Origin of the sequence: Duganella margarita (assembly GCF_009857535.1) — a bacterium.
In the GTDB taxonomy this organism is placed as follows: Bacteria; Pseudomonadota; Gammaproteobacteria; order Burkholderiales; family Burkholderiaceae_D; genus Rugamonas; species Rugamonas margarita.
This window is the reverse complement of sequence record NZ_WWCS01000016.1, coordinates 63,079-81,191: the sequence shown is the minus strand read 5'-3', so window position 1 is coordinate 81,191 and position 18,113 is coordinate 63,079. Positions and strand designations below refer to the sequence as shown.

General features: G+C 65.4%; 13 protein-coding genes and 1 other RNA gene. 7 read left to right on the top strand and 7 right to left on the bottom strand.

The window, feature by feature from the left end:
* Nucleotides 1-471 precede the first annotated feature (471 nt).
* The 6 genes from ubiD to GTP55_RS21635 all read left to right on the top strand — a co-directional run bounded on the left by ubiD (nt 472) and on the right by GTP55_RS21635 (nt 6,841).
* Nucleotides 472-1,956, top strand: coding sequence for a 4-hydroxy-3-polyprenylbenzoate decarboxylase (gene ubiD, locus GTP55_RS21660; protein ID WP_161046911.1), 1,485 nt, complete (start codon nt 472-474; stop codon nt 1,954-1,956).
* A gap of 15 nt (nt 1,957-1,971) precedes the next feature.
* An RNA gene (ffs, locus tag GTP55_RS21655) (signal recognition particle sRNA small type) lies at nt 1,972-2,070 on the top strand.
* A gap of 108 nt (nt 2,071-2,178) precedes the next feature.
* Nucleotides 2,179-4,671, top strand: a complete 2,493-nt coding sequence (gene dnaX, locus GTP55_RS21650; protein ID WP_161046910.1) for a DNA polymerase III subunit gamma/tau — start codon at nt 2,179-2,181, stop codon at nt 4,669-4,671.
* A gap of 35 nt (nt 4,672-4,706) precedes the next feature.
* Entirely contained in the window at nt 4,707-5,033 is a 327-nt protein-coding gene (locus GTP55_RS21645) for a YbaB/EbfC family nucleoid-associated protein (RefSeq protein WP_110849834.1), read from the top strand.
* A 6-nt stretch (nt 5,034-5,039) separates the two neighbouring features.
* Nucleotides 5,040-5,630: a recombination mediator RecR gene (recR, locus tag GTP55_RS21640; RefSeq protein ID WP_110849833.1), complete on the top strand. Its 591-nt coding sequence runs from the start codon at nt 5,040-5,042 to the stop codon at nt 5,628-5,630.
* The gene (locus GTP55_RS21635) at nt 5,627-6,841 is read left to right on the top strand and encodes a CaiB/BaiF CoA transferase family protein (RefSeq protein ID WP_161046909.1); all 1,215 of its coding nucleotides are present in this window, start codon (nt 5,627-5,629) and stop codon (nt 6,839-6,841) included. Before recR ends, GTP55_RS21635 begins: the two co-directional genes overlap by 4 nt.
* Before the next feature lie 22 nt (nt 6,842-6,863).
* On the opposite strand, the gene GTP55_RS21630 is transcribed toward GTP55_RS21635, so the two are convergent.
* Nucleotides 6,864-9,002 (bottom strand): putative bifunctional diguanylate cyclase/phosphodiesterase, encoded by a 2,139-nt coding sequence (locus tag GTP55_RS21630; protein ID WP_161046908.1) that lies wholly within the window; start codon nt 9,000-9,002, stop codon nt 6,864-6,866.
* A 2-nt stretch (nt 9,003-9,004) separates the two neighbouring features.
* Nucleotides 9,005-11,860 carry a response regulator gene (locus tag GTP55_RS21625; protein ID WP_161046907.1) on the bottom strand — a complete coding sequence of 952 codons (2,856 nt, stop codon included), beginning with the start codon at nt 11,858-11,860 and terminating at the stop codon, nt 9,005-9,007.
* Nucleotides 11,861-11,991: 131 nt separating this feature from the next.
* On the opposite strand from GTP55_RS21625, the gene GTP55_RS21620 reads away from it, so the two are divergent.
* The gene (locus tag GTP55_RS21620; RefSeq protein WP_161046906.1) at nt 11,992-13,197 is read left to right on the top strand and encodes a glycosyltransferase; all 1,206 of its coding nucleotides are present in this window, start codon (nt 11,992-11,994) and stop codon (nt 13,195-13,197) included.
* A gap of 53 nt (nt 13,198-13,250) precedes the next feature.
* On the opposite strand, the gene GTP55_RS21615 is transcribed toward GTP55_RS21620, so the two are convergent.
* The 5 genes from GTP55_RS21615 to GTP55_RS21595 form a co-directional block, all read right to left on the bottom strand.
* Complete coding sequence (locus GTP55_RS21615; RefSeq protein WP_161046905.1) at nt 13,251-14,168, bottom strand: PEP-CTERM sorting domain-containing protein; 918 nt, start codon at nt 14,166-14,168, stop codon at nt 13,251-13,253.
* 225 nt (nt 14,169-14,393) lie between these two features.
* The gene (locus GTP55_RS21610) at nt 14,394-15,311 is read right to left on the bottom strand and encodes a PEP-CTERM sorting domain-containing protein (protein ID WP_161046904.1); all 918 of its coding nucleotides are present in this window, start codon (nt 15,309-15,311) and stop codon (nt 14,394-14,396) included.
* A gap of 142 nt (nt 15,312-15,453) precedes the next feature.
* Complete coding sequence (locus GTP55_RS21605) at nt 15,454-16,128, bottom strand: DapH/DapD/GlmU-related protein (protein WP_161046903.1); 675 nt, start codon at nt 16,126-16,128, stop codon at nt 15,454-15,456.
* The gene (locus GTP55_RS21600) at nt 16,128-17,228 is read right to left on the bottom strand and encodes a nitroreductase family protein (RefSeq protein WP_161046902.1); all 1,101 of its coding nucleotides are present in this window, start codon (nt 17,226-17,228) and stop codon (nt 16,128-16,130) included. Before GTP55_RS21600 ends, GTP55_RS21605 begins: the two co-directional genes overlap by 1 nt.
* The gene (locus GTP55_RS21595; protein WP_161046901.1) at nt 17,225-18,094 is read right to left on the bottom strand and encodes a ThiF family adenylyltransferase; all 870 of its coding nucleotides are present in this window, start codon (nt 18,092-18,094) and stop codon (nt 17,225-17,227) included. The genes GTP55_RS21600 and GTP55_RS21595 overlap by 4 nt, the downstream gene beginning before the upstream one ends.
* Nucleotides 18,095-18,113 lie beyond the last annotated feature (19 nt).

The window sequence follows — 18,113 nt, the reverse complement described above, 5'->3', positions numbered from 1 at the left end:
TGTCCGTAAAAGCGGGTCCCTGCCAGCGTTATACGCAGCTAACCAGGTGCTAATGCCGTGCATCAGAAATATCTCGTTCGTCGCCGCTGTAGAAGAGCGCGCGAGAACGCCATCATTGCTTGCTTGTTGCTGATCTCTCCCGCAGGAGTCAACCAGAATGCAATACAACTATTTTCGGGGAGGAAGGCAGACGCCTTTCGAAAACACTCCTTAAAATGTCATGTGGAGCCCCGACTCCGTGAATGAATGAGCGACAACTTAGGTAGTCCGCATGAGGTCCAGAGACCTGTCTCTCTTCAAGTAGGGTGGATTGTATGAGGCGTTTTATATCAAGTCAATACTAACGCGAACCGTCTTTATAACTTTTAAATCTAGAATTTTGCCTTGTGTTCGGTGGAAAACCAATAAAATCAACCACTTGACCTGTATTTTTAAACAGTGCGCTTTAATGTAAGAAAATATTAAAAAACGATGAAATATTCCGATCTGCGAGATTTTATTTCTCAATTGCAAGCAATGGGTGAACTTACACCCATTTTGACCCCTGTTTCGCCGCATTTAGAGATGACCGAGGTGTCCGACCGGGTTTTGCGGGCTGGCGGACCGGCGCTGCTGTTCCAGCATCCGACCGGCCACAGCATGCCGGTGCTGACCAATCTGTTCGGCACGCCGAAGCGCGTGGCCTTGGGCATGGGCGCCAGCGACGTCAGCGAACTGCGCAAGATCGGCCACGTGCTGTCGCGCCTGAAAGAGCCGGAGCCGCCCAAGGATTTCAAGGACTTGATGGGCCTCGGCTCGCTGGTCAAGGCGGTGTGGGATATGGCGCCGAAGGAATTGCGCGGCGCGAAGTGCCAGGAAATCGTCTGGGAGGGCGCCGATGTCGACTTGTCGAAATTGCCGATCCAGCACTGCTGGCCGGGCGACGTTGCGCCTTTAATTACCTGGGGCCTGGTCATTACGAAAGGCCCTAATAAGAAGCGCCAGAATCTGGGCATTTATCGCCAGCAGGTGCTGGGTCCGAACAAGGTCATCATGCGCTGGCTGGCGCATCGCGGCGGCGCACTGGACTTCCGCGAGCACGCCATCCAGAGCAAGGGCAAGCCGTATCCGATCTGCGTGGCGCTGGGCGCCGATCCCGCTACTATATTAGGTGCGGTGACGCCGGTGCCGGACAGTCTGTCCGAATACCAGTTCGCCGGCCTGCTGCGCGGCAGCCGCACCGAGCTGGTAAAGGCCATCGGCAGTGAGCTGCGGGTGCCGGCGTCGGCCGAGATTGTGCTGGAAGGCCATATCTATCCGGACGAAAACCATCCGACCGGTTACGAGCATGCGCTGGAAGGGCCGTATGGCGACCACACTGGTTACTATAATGAGCAGGACTCGTTCCCGGTGTTCACCATCGACCGCATCACCATGCGCCGCGATCCGATCTATCACTCGACGTATACCGGCAAGCCGCCGGATGAGCCGGCCGTGCTGGGGCTGGCGCTGAACGAAGTGTTCATCCCGCTGCTGCAAAAGCAGTTCAGCGAGATCACCGATTTCCACCTGCCGGCCGAAGGCTGCAGCTACCGCATGGCGGTGGTACAGATCAAGAAGCAGTATGCCGGCCACGCCAAGCGCGTGATGTTCGGCGTCTGGAGCTTCCTGCGCCAGTTCATGTACACCAAGTTTATCGTTGTGGTGGACGAGGACGTCAATATCCGTGACTGGAACGAGGTGATCTGGGCGATCACCACCCGCGTCGATCCGACCCGCGACACCACGCTGGTTGACAACACGCCGATCGATTACCTCGACTTCGCCTCGCCGGTAAGCGGCTTGGGCAGCAAGATGGGCATCGACGCCACCAACAAGTGGCCGGGCGAAACCACCCGCGAGTGGGGCACGGTAATCACCATGTCGCCCGAGGTGAAAACACGGGTGGATCAAATTTGGCAGGAGCTCGGGCTGTAAGGTATAATTATGTCTGGCGGGCCCCTGCGCATTGTGGCATGGCCAACCTGGTCAGGTCGGGAACGAAGCAGCCACAGCTATTCACCATAAGTGCCGCAGATCAGGCTCGCCTCCTTATACTAAAAGCTGCCCTCGGGCAGCTTTTTTCAATTCTACTCAATCCGTTCTCGACTTGTTACAATGGTCGCTTTGGCATCCAGCTATCTACGGTAAAATCCCAGCATGTCCTATCAAGTCCTCGCCCGTAAATACCGCCCTCGGAACTTCGAAACGCTCGTCGGCCAGGAGCACGTGGTTCGCGCGCTGACCCATGCTTTGCATAGCGGCCGGCTGCACCATGCTTATCTGTTCACCGGCACCCGTGGTGTGGGTAAGACCACCTTGTCGCGGATTCTGGCCAAGTCGCTCAACTGCATCGGTCCGGATGGCAATGGCGGCATCACCGCGACGCCGTGCGGCGTGTGCGAGGCGTGCACGGCGATCGATGCGGGCCGTTTTGTCGATTACATCGAGATGGATGCGGCGTCGAATCGCGGCGTGGACGAGATGGCGCAGCTGCTGGAGCAAGCGGTGTACGCGCCGAGCAATGCGCGCTTCAAGGTCTATATGATCGATGAGGTGCACATGCTGACCAACCACGCCTTCAACGCGATGCTGAAGACGCTGGAAGAGCCGCCGGAGCACGTCAAGTTCATTCTGGCCACCACCGATCCGCAGAAGATTCCGGTGACGGTGCTGTCGCGCTGCCTGCAATTCAATCTGAAGCAGATGCCGCCGGGCCACATCATCGGCCACCTGGAAAATATTCTGGGGCAGGAAGGCATTACCTTTGAACATCCGGCGCTGCGCTTGCTGGCGGCCGGCGCCCACGGTTCGATGCGCGATGCGCTGTCGCTGACCGACCAGGCGATTGCCTATGCCGCCGGCGAAGTGACGCTGGATGCGGTGCAGGGCATGCTGGGCGCGCTGGACCAGTCGTATCTGATTCGTCTGCTGGATGCGCTGGCGGCGCAGGATGGCGCCGATCTGCTGGCGGTGGCCGATGAGATGGCGGCGCGCAGCCTGTCGTACAACGGCGCGCTGCAGGATCTGGGCACCTTGCTGCACCGGATCGCGCTGGCGCAGACGGTGCCGGCTGCCTTGCCGGAGGATTTGCCGGAGTATGCGGATATCGTGCGTCTGGCCGCTGCGTTCGATGCGGAGGAGGTGCAGCTGTATTATCAGATCGCGGTGCATGGCCGCAATGAGCTGGGCCTGGCGCCGGATGAGTATGCCGGCTTCTCGATGACCTTGTTGCGGATGCTGGCCTTTCGTCCCGGCATAGGCGGGGCAGAGGGACAAGCACCTGCGGCGCCGGCGGTGTCGCGCCAGGCGGCGATGGCGTCGGCGCGAGCCGCTGCCGGAGCCGGTGCAGCGCCGGCCCGCGCGGCCGCCAATGTTCAGGCGAATCACGCCAGCGTGGTGCCGCCGTCGGTGATCGCCGGCGCGGCCGCCATGGCGCGCAATGAAGCACCACCAGCAGCACCAGCACCGGCCGCGTCGATGCAGCGCCCAGCGCCACCAGCCGTCGCACCGACATCGCACGCCGCTGCATCTGCGCCAGCGCCACACGCCGGTGCGCCGACGCAAACGGCCCCTGCGCCAGCACCGACGGCATACGCCGCTGCACCAACGCCGGCGCCACAGGCCGCGGCACCGGCGCCGATGCCGCATGCCGCTGCACCGGCGCCAACATCCGGCGCACCGATCAGCACCGCACGCGCCGCCATTACTGCGGCTTTGGAAGCGGCTCGCGCGGCTTCCCGGCCGGGCGGACGTCCGTCGGCGCCAGCGCCGGCCAGCGCGCCGCAAGCCGCGCCAAGCGGTGCGGCCGCCGCATTCGCACCGCCAACGCCGGCCTCGTCACCAGCAGTCGCGCCGCAAGCGCCTTCGGCTGCGTACACGCCGCCTGCCGCACCGTTACGCCCTGCACCGTGGGAAGACATGCCGCCAGCCGCCGATGGTGGCGCGGCTGTCCTGGAAGCGCCGGTCCGCGTGGCACCGCCAGTGGCCGCGCCGCAGCAGGTCGCGCCAGCCCCGCAGGCCAGACAGCAAGCCGTTGAAGACGACGTGCCGTCCTGGGTCACCGAATTCTCGGACGACAGCGCAGTCGCCGCACCAGCTTCGTCGCATCCCTACGCGCCGGCGCCATCGGCGCCCCCAGCGGGACAGCCTGACGACCCGCACGCCATCGCCATGCCAGCCCGCGCCGCGCCGGCGCCCGCCAAGGCGCCTTACGCCTACGTGGTCACGCCTGTCCCGGAACTGAATTGGGACGGCAACTGGCCCGCCGTGGCCGCCGCCTTGCCACTGCGCGGCACCGCCCAGCAACTGGCCATGCAAGCCGAGATGGTCAGCTGCACCTTTGAAGGCAACGCCGCCGTGTTCACCCTGCGCGTGCCGATCGAAACCTGGCGCACCTCCGGCAACCTGGAAAAACTTACCGCCGCGCTGACCGAACGCTTCGGCCGCACGGTGCGCGTCGATAGCGAACTGGGCGCCGTCTGGTACACCGGCAGCGCCGAGGCGCAAGCCTACCGCGACGCCTGCCAGCGCGCCGCCGAGGACATCGTCGCCAACGATCCTTTTGTGAACAGCATGATCCGCGAACTGGATGCCTGGGTCGTCCCGGGCACCGTGGTACCGCCGCAGTTTAGTGCGGCAGCGGCCGGCTGATCGCCATCTTTAACTAACACTCGGAGAACTCCATCATGATGAAAAACCAACTCGCCGGCCTGATGAAACAAGCCCAGGCTATGCAGGACAATATGAAGAAAGCCCAGGAATCGCTGGCGCTGATCGAAGTGGAAGGCCAATCGGGCGCCGGTCTGGTCAAGGTTGTGATGACCTGCAAGAACGACGTCAAGCGCGTCTCTATCGACCCATCGCTGCTGGCCGACGACAAAGACATGCTGGAAGACCTGGTCGCCGCCGCCTTCAACGACGCCGTGCGCAAAGCGGAAGCCACCGCCGCCGAAAAAATGGGCGGCCTGACCTCGGGCATGAATCTGCCGGCCGGCTTCAAGATGCCTTTCTAAGGAACCATGGCCAAATCGCTGGAATTCCTGACCGAGGCACTGCGCCGCTTGCCTGGCGTCGGCCCCAAGTCGGCCCAGCGAATGGCGTTCCACCTGCTGCAGCATGACCGCGAAGGCGCGGACATGCTGTCGCGCGCGCTGCATCAGGCGGTCAACGCCGTGCATCACTGCGCACTCTGCAATACCTTCACCGAAGAAGAAGTCTGCGACACCTGCAACGACGAGCAGCGCGACCGTCGTCTGCTGTGCGTGGTCGAGACGCCGGCCGATCAGCTGATGATCGAGCAGACGCTGACCTACAAGGGCCTGTACTTTGTGCTTATGGGCCGGCTGTCGCCGCTGGACGGCATCGGGCCCAAGGACATCCATCTGGAAAAACTGGTGGCGCGCGCCGCCGACGGGCTGGTTACCGAAGTGGTGCTGGCCACCAACTTCACCAACGAAGGCGAGGCCACCGCGCACTACATCAGCGAGATGCTGAAGGCGCGCGGCTTGCACGTCAGCCGCCTGGCGCGCGGCGTGCCGGTCGGTGGCGAACTCGAATATGTGGACGCCGGCACCATCGCCCGCGCCATGCTGGACCGGAGAGCGACTTGAGCAAGAACACTTCCGGCCCACTGGCCGGCATCAAGGTACTGGAACTGGGCACGCTGATCGCGGGCCCTTTTTGTGCGCGCATGCTGGCCGAGTTTGGCGCCGAGGTGATCAAGGTCGAGTCGCCCGATGGCGGCGATCCGATCCGCAAATGGCGGGTGCTGAAGGATGGTACCTCGCTGTGGTGGTCGGTGCAGTCGCGCAACAAGAAATCGCTGACCCTGAACATGAAGCATCCGCAGGGCCGCGAGATCGCGCGCAAGCTGGCGCTGGAAGCCGACATCATCATCGAGAACTACCGCCCCGGCGTGCTGGAGAAGTGGGAGCTCGGCTACGAACAACTGAAGGCGCTCGACCCGTCCATCATCATGGTGCGCCTGTCCGGCTTCGGCCAGACTGGGCCGATGAAGGATTTGCCGGGCTTTGGCGCCATCGGCGAATCCATGGGCGGCCTGCGTTACGTGTCCGGCCATGCCGACCGGCCGCCGGTGCGCGTCGGCGTGTCGATCGGCGACTCGGTGGCGGCCTTGCACGGGGTGATCGGCGCCATGATGGCCTTGCGCCACCGCGACGCCACCGGCGGCAAGCTGCAAGGCGAGGGCCAGATGGTGGACGTGGCCTTGTATGAATCCGTCTTCAACCTGATGGAATCGCTGGTGCCGGAGTTTGACCACGCCGGCGTGGTGCGCGAGCGCACCGGCGGCTCGCTGCCGGGCATCGTGCCATCCAATACCTACACCACCAGCGATGGCGAGAACATCGTTATTGCCGGCAATGGCGACGCCATCTTCAAGCGGCTGGTGCTGGCCATGGGCCGCATCGACATGGCCGGCAATGCCGAGCTGGAGCGCAACGACGGCCGCGTCAAGCACACGCAGATGATCGACGACGCCATCCAGGCCTGGTGCGACACGCAGACCATCGACAGCGCGCTGGCGGTGCTGAAAGCAGCCGACGTCCCGGCCGGCAAGATCTACTCGGTGCGCGACATGATGACCGACCCGCAATTCCTCGCGCGCGAGATGTTTGAGCAGCACCAGTTCGCTGACGGCACGCCGGTCAAGCTGCCGGCCATCTCGCCCAAACTGTCGGCCACGCCGGGCCACACCAAATCGCTGGGCCCGACGCTGGGCCAGCACAACGATGAAGTGCTGCAATCCCTCGGCTACACCGCCGCCGCCATCGCCGCGATGAAGCAGGATGGGGTGTTGTGAGCGAACTGCTGGCTGATGCGGATCACGTCATGGCCAGCGCGGTTTGGCTGGCCAGCATGCGGTGGATGGTGTCGGGCGGCGAGGGGTGGCCGAGGTAGTAGCCTTGCACCATGTCGCAGCCATATTGTTCCAGCAGCACCAGCTGGGCGTCGGTCTCCACGCCCTCGGCCACCACGGCCATCTTCAGGCCGTGCGCCATGGCGATGATGGCGCGGGTGATGGCGGCGTTTTCGGAGTCCAGCGGCAGCCCGCTGATGAAGCTCTTGTCGATCTTCAGCGCGCGCACGTCGAAGCGCTTGAGGTAGTTCATCGACGAATAGCCGGTGCCGAAGTCGTCGATGGACAAATATACGCCGATGCCGCGCAGCTGTTCCAGCGTGGCCATGGTGGCGCGGGCGTCGTCCATCAGCGTGCCTTCGGTCAGTTCCAGTTCCAGCAGCTCGGCCGGCAGGCCGGTGTCGTGCAGCACCGACAGCACGATCTGCATCAGGTTCTCGTCCTTGAACTGCTTGGCCGACAGGTTGACCGCCACCCGCACCGGCGGCTTGCCCGCCGTCTGCCACGCCATCGCTTGCTGGCAGGCGGTGCGCAGCACCCATTCGCCGATCGGCACGATCAGCCCGGTCTCTTCGGCCAGCGGAATAAATTCGGTCGGCGAGATGACGCCGCGCTCCGGATGGCGCCAGCGCACCAGCGCTTCAAAGCCCGTGATCTGCGCGCTGGCGACGTCGATCTGCGGCTGGTACAGCAGGTACAGCTCGTCGTTCTGCAAGGCCTTGCGCAAGCCCACTTCCAGCTTGACGTGGCTCATGATCTGCATCGTCAGCGACGAGCTGTACAGCTTGGCGTTGTTCTTGCCGCAGTTCTTGGCGTGGTACATGGCGGTGTCAGCATACTTGAGCAGCGAGTTGCAGTCCTCGCCATCCTCCGGATACAGCGAGATGCCGATGCTGGCGGTGACGAAGATTTCGTGCGCGTCCAGCAGGAATGGCCGGCGCATGGCTTCCTTGACGCGGTGGGCGACGTTGAGCGCGTCTTCCACCCGTTCCAGGTCGGGAATCAGGATGGTGAATTCGTCGCCGCCCAGCCGCGCCAGGTTGGTGGCGGCCTCGGTGCGCGAGATCAGGTCGCCCGGCCGCGTGGTTTCGCGCAGGCGCTCGGACACGGCCTTGAGCAGATGGTCGCCGACGTCGTGGCCCAGCGTGTCGTTGATGCGCTTGAAGGCGTCCAGGTCCATGAACAGCACGGCGAATTTCTTGTTGGCCTTGCGCGAGCGCGCCAGTTCGGCCTCCAGCGTTTCCAGGAAGGCCTGGCGGTTGGGGATGCCGGTCAGCGAATCACAGTAGGCCAGGCGGCGGATCTGCTCCTCGCTGCGCTTGCGCTCGCTGATGTCGCGCACCAGGCCCAGCACCTCGTCCGGCCCGGTGGCCACCAGCCGCGCCTCGAAGTGGCGCACCGGGCGCGGCGCCGGATGCTCGCCCTGGCGCACCCGCGGCGCCGGCCCGGGCAGCGGCAGTTCGTAGTCGAGCGAGCGGATGTGCTGGGTGTCCAGCACCGTCTGCACCTGCTCCAGCATGTGGCCGGCGATGTCGGCCGGTAGCACCTGGCTCAGGTGATGGCCGACGCAGCGCTCGGTGGAGAAGACGCTGCTGGCCTCGTGGCCTTGTTCGTAGTCGAGGTAGTAGCCGTCCTTATTCATGCGGAAGAAGGTGTCGGGAATGGCCGCCAGCACGGCGCGGTGCTGGGCGTCGGCGATGCGCAGGCGGCTGATGGCGTCGCTGGCGCGCAGCACGTACAGCACGCGGTGGCCGAGGATCGGCCAGTTGATCGGCTTGGAGACGAAGTCGGTGGCGCCGGCCTCGTAGGCGCGGGTCACCGATTCCAGCTCGTCGCCGCCGGTGACCATGATGATGGGTACGCTCGCCTGGGTTTCCAGCCGGCGGATTTCGCGGCACACGCTAAAGCCGTCCATGCCGGGCATGTCGACGTCCAGCAGCACCAGGTCGGGCGCCACGCTGTGGTAGCAGGCCAGCGCCTTGACGCCGTCCTCGGCCTCGATGGCGTCGAGGCCGACCTGGGCCAGCATCTCCAGCATCAGCAGGCGCATGGTGGGATCGTCGTCGGCGACCAGTACCAGGCCGCGTTTGGGGGAAGTTGCCATGATCAGGTTTCCTTTTCCAGCATTGCTCCCAACGCCTGCCGCGCGGCCTGGAAAGATCGTTCCATGTCAGCCAGCAGGACAGCGGCGCCGGCGGTGGTATCGTTGCGTCCCAGTTGTTCCAGTTCCTTGCTGCGCTGGGCCAGGGCAGTGGCGCCGACATTGGCGGCGCTGGATTTGAGGCTGTGCGCGGTCTTGCGCAGTTGTTCGGCATCGCCGGCGGCAAGCGCCTGGCGCAGGGTGTGCAGGTGGCCCGGCGTGTCGTGCAGGAAGGCGTGCAGCACGCGTTCCAGCAGCGCGTCGCCATTGGCCGGGCTGAGGGCGCGGATGTTGTCCAGCGCCTGCTGGTTGATCGGCTCGTCATCGGGCGGCGGCGCTTCGGCCAGCGCGGCGGCGGGACCCGGCACGCGCGGCAGGCTGATCCAGCGCGACAGCGTCTGGCCCAGCGCCTGCTGGGTGAAGGGCTTGCTCAGGTAGTCGTCCATGCCGGCCGCCAGGCAGGATTCGCGGTCGCCTTGTAGCGCGTTGGCGGTGATGGCGATGATCGGCAGGCTGCGCGCGCGGCCGCGTTGCTGTTCGTGACGGCGGATTTCGGTGGTGGCGGCAAAACCGTCCATCACCGGCATCTGGCAATCCATCAGGATCAGGTCGAAGTCGTCGGCCTGCACCGAGTGCAGCGCTTCCTCGCCGTTGCAGGCGCGGCTGACGTCCAGTCCCAGTCCCTCCAGCATCGCGCTGGCGACTTCGACGTTGACGGGATTGTCTTCCGCCAGCAGCACCTTGCGGCGTTTGCGCGCCCGCGTGCCCGGCACCGCGCCGCTGCTGAGCACGCTAACCGGCGGCGCGACCGTCGCCACCGCATCGGCGCCGTTGGGCAGGCGCGCTGGCGCCTCGGCCGCTGGCGCATCCGTTGCCGGCCGGTTCTCGCGGCCGCGCACCGGGGTGACAATGGCGTCGTACAGGTCGCATTCGCGTGGCGGCTTGATCAGCTGGAAGGCGACGCCGGCGGCGCGCCGTTGCACGCCGTCGGCGGCGTTGCGCTCGGTGCTGAGCAATAGCAGGCGGGGGGGCGTCAGCGTGCTGTCGGCGCGGATGGCGGCCGCCAGCGCCAGGCCGGAGGTGCGCGGCTGCTCCATGTCGAGCAGCACCACGTCGTAGGCCTGGCCGCGCGCGGCCGCCTGCCGCAACTGGGACACGGCCTCGGTCGCGGTGGCGCTGGCATAGCTGAGGCGCCAGGCCGCCAGTTGCCGTTCCAGCGCGGCGCGGCTGGCCGGATGTTGATCGACAATCAAAGCACGGATTCCCTGTGTGGCGGTGGATGGATCGTCGATATCGATACGACGTTTGTCAAAATTTACGGCAAACCAAAAGATCGATCCTTGAGTTAGCGCATGGTCGATGCCGATTGCCCCGCCCATTAATTCCACCAGCTGCTTGGAGATCGCCAGGCCCAGCCCGGTGCCGCCATGCTTGCGGGTGGTCGAGCCGTCGGCCTGCGAGAACGAATCGAAGATGCGCGCGCGCGCTTCGGCCGAGACGCCGATGCCGCTGTCATGCACCTCGAAGCGCAGGCCGACCGATTGCGCATCTTCCTGCGCCACGACCACCTTGAGCATGATCTGGCCGCGGTCGGTAAACTTGATGGCGTTGCCGAGCAGATTGAAGAGCACCTGCCGCAGCCGGTTGGGATCGCCGCAGATGCTGAGCGGTATGTTGTAGGCGATATCCAGCTCCAGCCGCAGCCCCTTGGCCTGCGCCTGCGGCGAAAACACATTGTCGATGTCGTCCAGCAGGTCGCGGAAATTGAAGTGGATGTACTCCACCGTCAGCTTGCCGGCTTCAATCTTGGAAAAGTCGAGGATGTCGTTGATGATCACCAGCAGATGCTCGCCCGAGCGCTTGACCATGCTGGTGTAGTGGCGCTGCTGGTCGGTCAGGCGCGTGGCCAGCAGCAGCTCGGTCATGCCCAGCACGCCGTTCATCGGCGTGCGGATTTCGTGGCTCATGGTGGCGAGGAAGGCGCTCTTTGCCTGGCTGGCGGCCTCGGCCGAGTTCTTGGCTTTTTCCAGCTGCTCGGTGCGCACGCTGACCTGGCGTTCCAGCTGGTCGCGGTATTCGGCCAGCGCGGCGTCGCGGCCTTCCACCTGCGCCAGCATGTCGTTGAAGCTGTCGATCAGCGCACCGAGCTCGTCGCTGCGCTGGTGGGCGATGCGCGGCGTGGCCTGGCCGCGGCTGACCTGCTGCGCGGCGGCGATCAGCTGCCCCACCGGTTCGGCGATGCTGCCCTTGAAGCGGGCCGCCGTCAGCAGCGCCATCATGAACGATAGCGCGGCGGCGGCGATGGCGGCGCCGAGGTTTTTCAAAATGTCCAGCCACATCCGCAGTTGCGAACTTTCCAGCATCACCACGCCGACCGCCGCCTCGCCGTCACGCAGCACGCGGTAGACGCGCAGCGCCGGCGACCATGGCGGACCGCTGTGTTCGCTGCGGACGTCGGCCGCGGTGGCGCTGTCACCCAGTTCGTCCGGCCCGGCCTGGTTCTGCGGCAGGCGCGGCGCGGTGTAGCGCGCCAGCAGCTTGCCGTCGCTGCTGTACAGCGCCGCCTGCACGATGTCTTGCTCGACCGCCAGCGTGGCCAGTGTCTGCTCGGCCTGGTGGCGGTCGGCGTACAGCAGGGCGGTGCGGCTGTTGCTGCCGATGACGCCGGCCAGCGAGGACAGTTGCTGGCGCGCGTCTTCGCTGTGGCTGAGGACGGCGGTGGCGGCAAATGCGACAAACACCAGCAGCAAGGCGCTACCAGTGGACAACACGGACATGATCGTGAGCTTTTGGCTCAGACCGGAACGTTCAAAGTTGAACATCGCGCGCGCCTCTCCATAAATTCCAATAAGAAAAATATATGCATCTGGCAAGCTCGACATTGATCCTGGTCTAAGGCCGCACGTTTGCGCTGCCTCAAACAACCTGCGCGCGGGCGTCGCAAGCTACGGGGATGGAACGCAAAAAAATCCTGTTCGTGGCCGAGGCGGTCACACTGGCCCACGTGGGCCGTCCGTTGGCGCTGGCGCAGACGCTGGACCGCCAGCGTTACGACGTGCACTTTGCCTGCGCGCCCGGTTACGAACGGTTCTTGCAGGGCAGCCAGCTCAGCAACTGGCCGCTGACCAGCATCGCCAGCGCGCGCTTCCTGGCTGCGCTGGCCGCCGGCAAACCGGTGTATGACGCGCCGACGCTGTCGCAATACGTGCTCGACGATATGCGGCTGTTGCAGCAACTGCGGCCCGATGTGGTGATCGGCGATTTCCGGCTGTCGCTGTCGGTCAGCGCGCGGCTGGTGCAGGTGCCGTATGTCAGCGTCATCAATGCCTACTGGAGTCCCTACGTGACGCAGCGCTACCAGGTGCCGGCGATCGCGCTGGCGCGCATCTTGCCGATTCCGCTGGCCGACACCCTGTTCAACCTGGTGCGGCCGCTGGCGTTCGCCTTGCATAGCCGGCCGCTGAACCAGGTGCGGCGCGCTTACCGCATGCCGTCGTTGGGACGCGATCTGCGGCGCATCTACACCGACGCCGACTACGTGCTGTACGCCGATATCCCGGAGATGTTTCCGCCGAGTGATTTGCCGGCGTCGCATAGCTACCTCGGGCCGGTGTTGTGGTCGCCGCCGGTGGCGTTGCCGGCGTGGTGGGATGGCGTCTCCGGCCTGCGCGACATCGTCTACGTGACGTTGGGCAGCTCGGGGCAGGGCGCCTTGCTGCCGCGGGTGCTGCAGGCGCTGGCGCCGCTGCCGGTGACGGTGATCGCCGCCACCGCCGGCAATGCTGACGTCGGCGTGGTGCCGGACAACGCGCTGGTGGCCGACTACCTGCCCGGCGAATTGGCGGCGGCGCGTGCGCGGCTGGTGATCTGCAACGGCGGCAGTCCCACCAGCCAGCAGGCGCTGGCGGCCGGCGTGCCGGTGCTGGGCATTGCCGGCAACCTGGACCAGTACCTGAACATGGATGGCGTGCTGCGCGCCGGCGCCGGCGCCTTGTTGCGCTCGGACCGTCTGGCGCAGGACCGCTTGCGCGAGACGGCGCTGCAGCTGCTGTCACACCCTGAGCCACGCGCCGCAGCGTCCAGGGTGGCGCAGCAATTCCAGCGTTACGATGCCGGCGCGCGGCTGGCCGGCTGTCTTGCGCGCATTTTGCAGCAATAAAAAAAGCGGACCGGCGTGGTTACGCCGATCCGCTGTCAATACCGCTGTTGCGCTCAGCACTGCACTTTGCGACGCGTGCCCAGCGCGAGACCCGCAAAGCCCATCCCGATCAGCGCCAGCGTGGCAGGTTCCGGAATCGTGGCGAAGCTTTGCGACGAGTCGACTTTCAGGAACGGCACGGTGGTGGGGGTGGCGCCGTCCCACATGGTGGTGGGCGTGAAGAACGATGGAACGTTGGTGGTGCCGGTGAATTTGTCGACAAAGATGGAGCCGGTGACCGCATCCAGGTACAGCGGATCCACATAGTCGAGCATGAAGCGCGAGTCGAACGAGCCGGTGCCGACCGCGCCGCTGGCGCTGAAGCTGGAGGCGTTGAAGACCAGGTGGCCGGACATGATCAGGATGCCGTCGCCGTCGCCGCCGGCGCCGCAACCGGCCGAGGTGCTGCCGGCGCCGTAGCAGCGCACGCTGTTAGGGCCGTTGCCGGGAATAGCGCGGCTGCCGTCGGTGATGTTATCGAGATAGATGGCCATGTTCTGCACGCCGGCGTGCAGCGGATCGACATCCATCGCCGCCGATTGGGACGGCGGCAGGCCGAAGTTGATGGTGCTGGTGTTTTGCGACGTCACCAGTTCCTGAAAGCGCACCAATTTGCTGATCTCGAAAGTGCTGTTCAGTCCGGCCGGCGTCACGATGGCCGGGATGTTGCTGTTCGACATGGTGCCGACCACCATTTGCGAGCGCAATTCGGTCAGGTACGGCGCGGTGGCGCCCGGGCCGACGATGCGCCCGGGAATGAAGCCGCTGGACAGCCCGGTATCGGTGACGTTGGTCCACAGGTCGGCATAGGTGGTGTAGTTGCCCGTACCGGTCGGGTCCAGGCCGAGCGTGGGACCGGCGCTGGCGCTCAGAGGTGTCGCCAGCGCGCCGGCCAGGATGGCGAGCGTCAACGCGGGGGAATAGGCTTTCATGTGCACTCCTCGAAAAGGGCCGCGGGAATCGGGCCGTACCGTACCAAGAGCAAAAGCCTTGCCAGTGGATGTAAATGCCGTCAAATCAAGCACTTGCGCCTAACCGAGGCTTGTCTGTAGCGGCAGGTGTAAAAAAAACCGGCGCAGCCATAAACCATGCAACAGGCGAAAAAAAAAGCGGGCCGGCGCTGTTCTGCCGGTCCGCTGTCAATACCGCTGCTGCGGTCAGGACTGCACTTTGCGACGCGTGCCCAGCGCGAGGCCCGCAAAGCCCAGCCCGATCAGTGCCAGCGTGGCAGGTTCCGGAATCGAGGCGAAACTTTGCGACGAATCGACCTTCAGGAATGGCACTGTGGTGGGGGTGGCGCCGTCCCACATGGTGGTGGGGGTAAAGAACGATGGCACGTTGGTGGTGCCGGTCACCTTGTCGATGAAGATCGAGCCGGTGACCACGTCCAGGTACAGCGGATCGACGTAATCAATCATGAAGCGCGAGTCGAACGAGCCGGTACCGACCGCGCCGGTGGCGCTGAAGCTGGCTTCGTTGAACACCAGATGGCCGGACAGGATCAGCAGGCCGTCACCGTCGCCGCCCGCGCCGCAACCGGCCGAGGTGACGCCGGCGCCGTAGCAGCGCACGGTGTTGGCGCCGTTGCCGGGAATCGCGCGGCTGCCGTCGGTGATGTTATCGAGGTAGATCGCCAGGTTCTGCACGCCGGCGCGCAGCGGATCGACGTCCATGGCCGCCGACTGGGTCGGTGGCAGGCCGAAATTGATGGTGGTGGGGGTCTGCGCGGTCACCAGTTCCTGGAAGCGCACCACTTTGCTGATCTCGAAAGTGCTGTTCAGCCCGGCCGGCGTGACGATGGCGGGGATGTTGCTGTTCGACATAGTACCGACCACCATTTGCGAGCGCAGTTCGGTCAGGTAGGGCGCCGAGGCGCCAGGGCCAACGATGCGGCCGGGAATGAAGCCGGTGGCCAGGCCGGTGTCGGTGACGTTGGTCCACAGGTCGGCGTAGGTGCTATAGGCGCCGGAACCGGTCGGGTCCAGGCCGAGTGTGGGGCCGGCGCTGGCGGTCAGTGGCGCCGCCAGCGCGCCGGCCAGGATGGCGACCGCCAGCGCGGGTTGATAGGTTTTCATGTGTGCTCCTCGAAAAAGGCCACGGGAATCGAGGCCGTATCGTATTAAGAGCAAAAGCCTTGCCAGTGGATGGAAACGCTGTGGAATCAAGCACTTGCACGCGTGGATGGGGCGCTGGCGGCGGCCGGTGTAAAAAAAGCCGTCAGGCCGCGTCCGCTGCGGATTTGAGCTTGCGCGCCGGGATGCCGCCCCACACTTCGCCGGCGCCGATGCGGGTATTTTTGGTGACCACAGCGCCGGTCGAGACGATGGCGTTGTCGCCGATCTGAACGCCGGCCATGACCACCGCCTTGGCGCCGATGGTGACGGTGTTGCCGATCTGGACTGGCCACAGTTCCAGCCGCGCACCTTCCACCACGTGGGCGAAGACGACCGCTTCGTGGCCGATGATGGTGTTGCTGCCGATGCGCGTCAGCGGCGGATCGAGCAGGGCGCCGGCGCTGTAGGTGTTGGTTCCCAGCCGCGCCCCCAGCGCCAGATAGATCAGGCGCTGGAGCGGCACCGGGATGAAGTGGGTGCAGATCAGCGAGTTGAACAGCAGCAGGTAAAACAGGCTGTTGACGTTGGCCGCCAGTTCGTCGCGCGAGTGCTCGACCACCTCGCCTTCCGGCAGCGGCAGCGCCAGCAGGAACAGGCGGTACACCAGGAAGGCGTACAGGTAGATCAGCAGCACCGCCGCCAGCACCAGCGTCACGCCGCGAAAGTCGCCCAGCGGCAGGCGGTCGATCACCAGCAGCGTAGTGCCGATGGCCAGCGCCACAATCACCAGCAGCAGCCACAGGAACACCGCCACCTGGCAGAATTTGATGGCGCGCATCAGCCGCCTCCGTGCACCGGCACCAGCAGTTCGCGCAGGGGCCGCCGCAATGAGCGCGCCGTGGCCGCCTGGCCGGCGCCAATGCGCGCCATGAACACGGCCGTGTCCCAGTCCTGCTGGCCGAGCAGCGCCGCGCCGGCGCGCGACAGTTCCGCCGCTTGTTCCTGCATGCCGGCGGTGCCGGAAAACACGCGATGCTCGCGCACGTAGCGGGAGAAAATCAGCGGCGTCATCTCCGGCTGCATCTGCAAGCCCAGCGCGGTGGCGGTCAGCCACAAGCGCTGCATGGCGCGGCCGGCGGCGATGTAGTCGTCCATGCGCTGCGGCCGTTGCTCGGCCACCAGCACCAGGTGCGCGGCGCAGGCCAGCGACGGGATCAGGTCCATCTGCAGGCGCGGCGCCAGCGTGCCGGCCAGCCAGGTGTTGAAGAAGCGCACACGCTGCCAGTCCTGCATGATCCAGCGCATCAGCCTGGTGGTCATCGGATCGGCGCCGAGCGCCTGGTCGGGGATGCGGTCGTCGCTGTATTGGGCGTTCCACTCGATGATGGCCTGATGCACGCGGTGCGCTTCCGGCATGGTCAGGCGCAGCTTGGCGTTGCGGAACATCAGGCGGGCGGCGGCCACGCGCTGGCGGCCTTCCAGCCAGTGCACGCGGTAGCCGTCCGGCAGCGCGGCGCTCAGCGTGGCTTTTTCCGTCACCGTCAGCGGCCGCCGGCTCAGCGGGCGGCGCTGCACCGCGCGCGGCAGGATGGCGTCGGCCAGCGGATCGGCCGGCAGGCCGGGCGCGGGCACGAATTCGACGCTGATGGTGGGCCGCGCCTCCGGCGTGTCGGTATTGCGCGCGGCGCGCATCGCCAGCCCGAACGTGCTGGCGGCGATGGCCATGGTTTCCAGCAGCGCGCCGATCGACATCTGGCTGGGATGGCCGTCGAGGTCGTAGACGCAGTGGTCGCGCGTATCGTGGCCGTGGACCACCAGCCGGCGCTCGTCCAGCACGGCAAAGCGCCACGGCTGGGTGTTGTCGCCGCTGGGCGCCCAGCGCGCCAGGTCGAGGATTTGTTCGAGTGTGGCGTCCAGTTGCTGCTCCGTTCTGTTCATGGTTCCCCTCCTGGCCGACGCCGCCGGGCCAGCATCATCATCAGCCGCTGTAGCGGATGGCGGTTGCCGCCGGGACGCCAGGTGCGCACCAGCTTGTTACGGAAGGCGTCGAACTGGTAGCCCCATGGGGCCGGCCGCACGTCGCCGCGGTTGAGTAAAATCTTCAGCGCTTCGGTGGCGGCGGCGCCGGCGCACAGCTCGCAGCCCATGATGGTGGACGGGCCGCGCTGCTCCTTCAGGTTGATGGCCGACGGATCGACCAGGTAGCCGCCGTGCAGTCCGGCCGGCGCCAGCCCGACCAGGAAGCGCAGGGCTTTTTCCATGTCCGGCCGGTCGCCCCAGCCGAAATAATCCTCGAACGTCATGCGGCCGGGCAGAAAGCTCAGCACGGCCGTGCCCATGCCCAGCGGCGCCGCCGTCACGGCCGGAATGCCGAGCCGGGCGCAGGCGGCAAAGGTGGCCTGGCGCGCGCCGAAGGCAAAGAAATCCAGGCCGTCCACGTACAAGTCTACTCCTTCAAAGAAGCTGGCGAGGTTGTCCTGGCGGATGCCGTCGGGAAAACGCACCAGCTTGACTTCCGGGTTGATCTCCTGCGCCATCTCGGCCAGCACGTCGACCTTGGGCCGGCCTAGCGTGCCCATGGTGGCGCCGACCTGGCGGTTGAAGTTGGCGAGGTCGAAGGTGTCGAAATCGGCGATGTGAAATGCGCCAATGCCCAGCCGCGCCAGCGTCAGCAAATGCACGCCGCCGACGCCGCCCATGCCGGCAATGGCGATGCGCTTGTTGCGCAACGTGGCCTGTTCGTCGCTGGTCACCCAGCCGATGTTGCGCGCAAACGCCTGTTGGTAATTGAATTGATGTGCCATGCGTCTCCTGTTTTACTGG

Coding starts and splice junctions, on each gene's coding strand:
- GTP55_RS21625 (WP_161046907.1), bottom strand. CDS start 11,860: ATGTTCAACTTTGAACGTTCCGGTCTGAGCCAAAAGCTCACGATCATG.
- GTP55_RS21620 (WP_161046906.1), top strand. CDS start 11,992: ATGGAACGCAAAAAAATCCTGTTCGTGGCCGAGGCGGTCACACTGGCC.
- GTP55_RS21600 (WP_161046902.1), bottom strand. CDS start 17,228: ATGAACAGAACGGAGCAGCAACTGGACGCCACACTCGAACAAATCCTC.
- GTP55_RS21595 (WP_161046901.1), bottom strand. CDS start 18,094: ATGGCACATCAATTCAATTACCAACAGGCGTTTGCGCGCAACATCGGC.
- GTP55_RS21605 (WP_161046903.1), bottom strand. CDS start 16,128: ATGCGCGCCATCAAATTCTGCCAGGTGGCGGTGTTCCTGTGGCTGCTG.
- GTP55_RS21615 (WP_161046905.1), bottom strand. CDS start 14,168: ATGAAAGCCTATTCCCCCGCGTTGACGCTCGCCATCCTGGCCGGCGCG.
- GTP55_RS21645 (WP_110849834.1), top strand. CDS start 4,707: ATGATGAAAAACCAACTCGCCGGCCTGATGAAACAAGCCCAGGCTATG.
- GTP55_RS21610 (WP_161046904.1), bottom strand. CDS start 15,311: ATGAAAACCTATCAACCCGCGCTGGCGGTCGCCATCCTGGCCGGCGCG.
- GTP55_RS21630 (WP_161046908.1), bottom strand. CDS start 9,002: ATGGCAACTTCCCCCAAACGCGGCCTGGTACTGGTCGCCGACGACGAT.
- ubiD (WP_161046911.1), top strand. CDS start 472: ATGAAATATTCCGATCTGCGAGATTTTATTTCTCAATTGCAAGCAATG.
- recR (WP_110849833.1), top strand. CDS start 5,040: ATGGCCAAATCGCTGGAATTCCTGACCGAGGCACTGCGCCGCTTGCCT.
- dnaX (WP_161046910.1), top strand. CDS start 2,179: ATGTCCTATCAAGTCCTCGCCCGTAAATACCGCCCTCGGAACTTCGAA.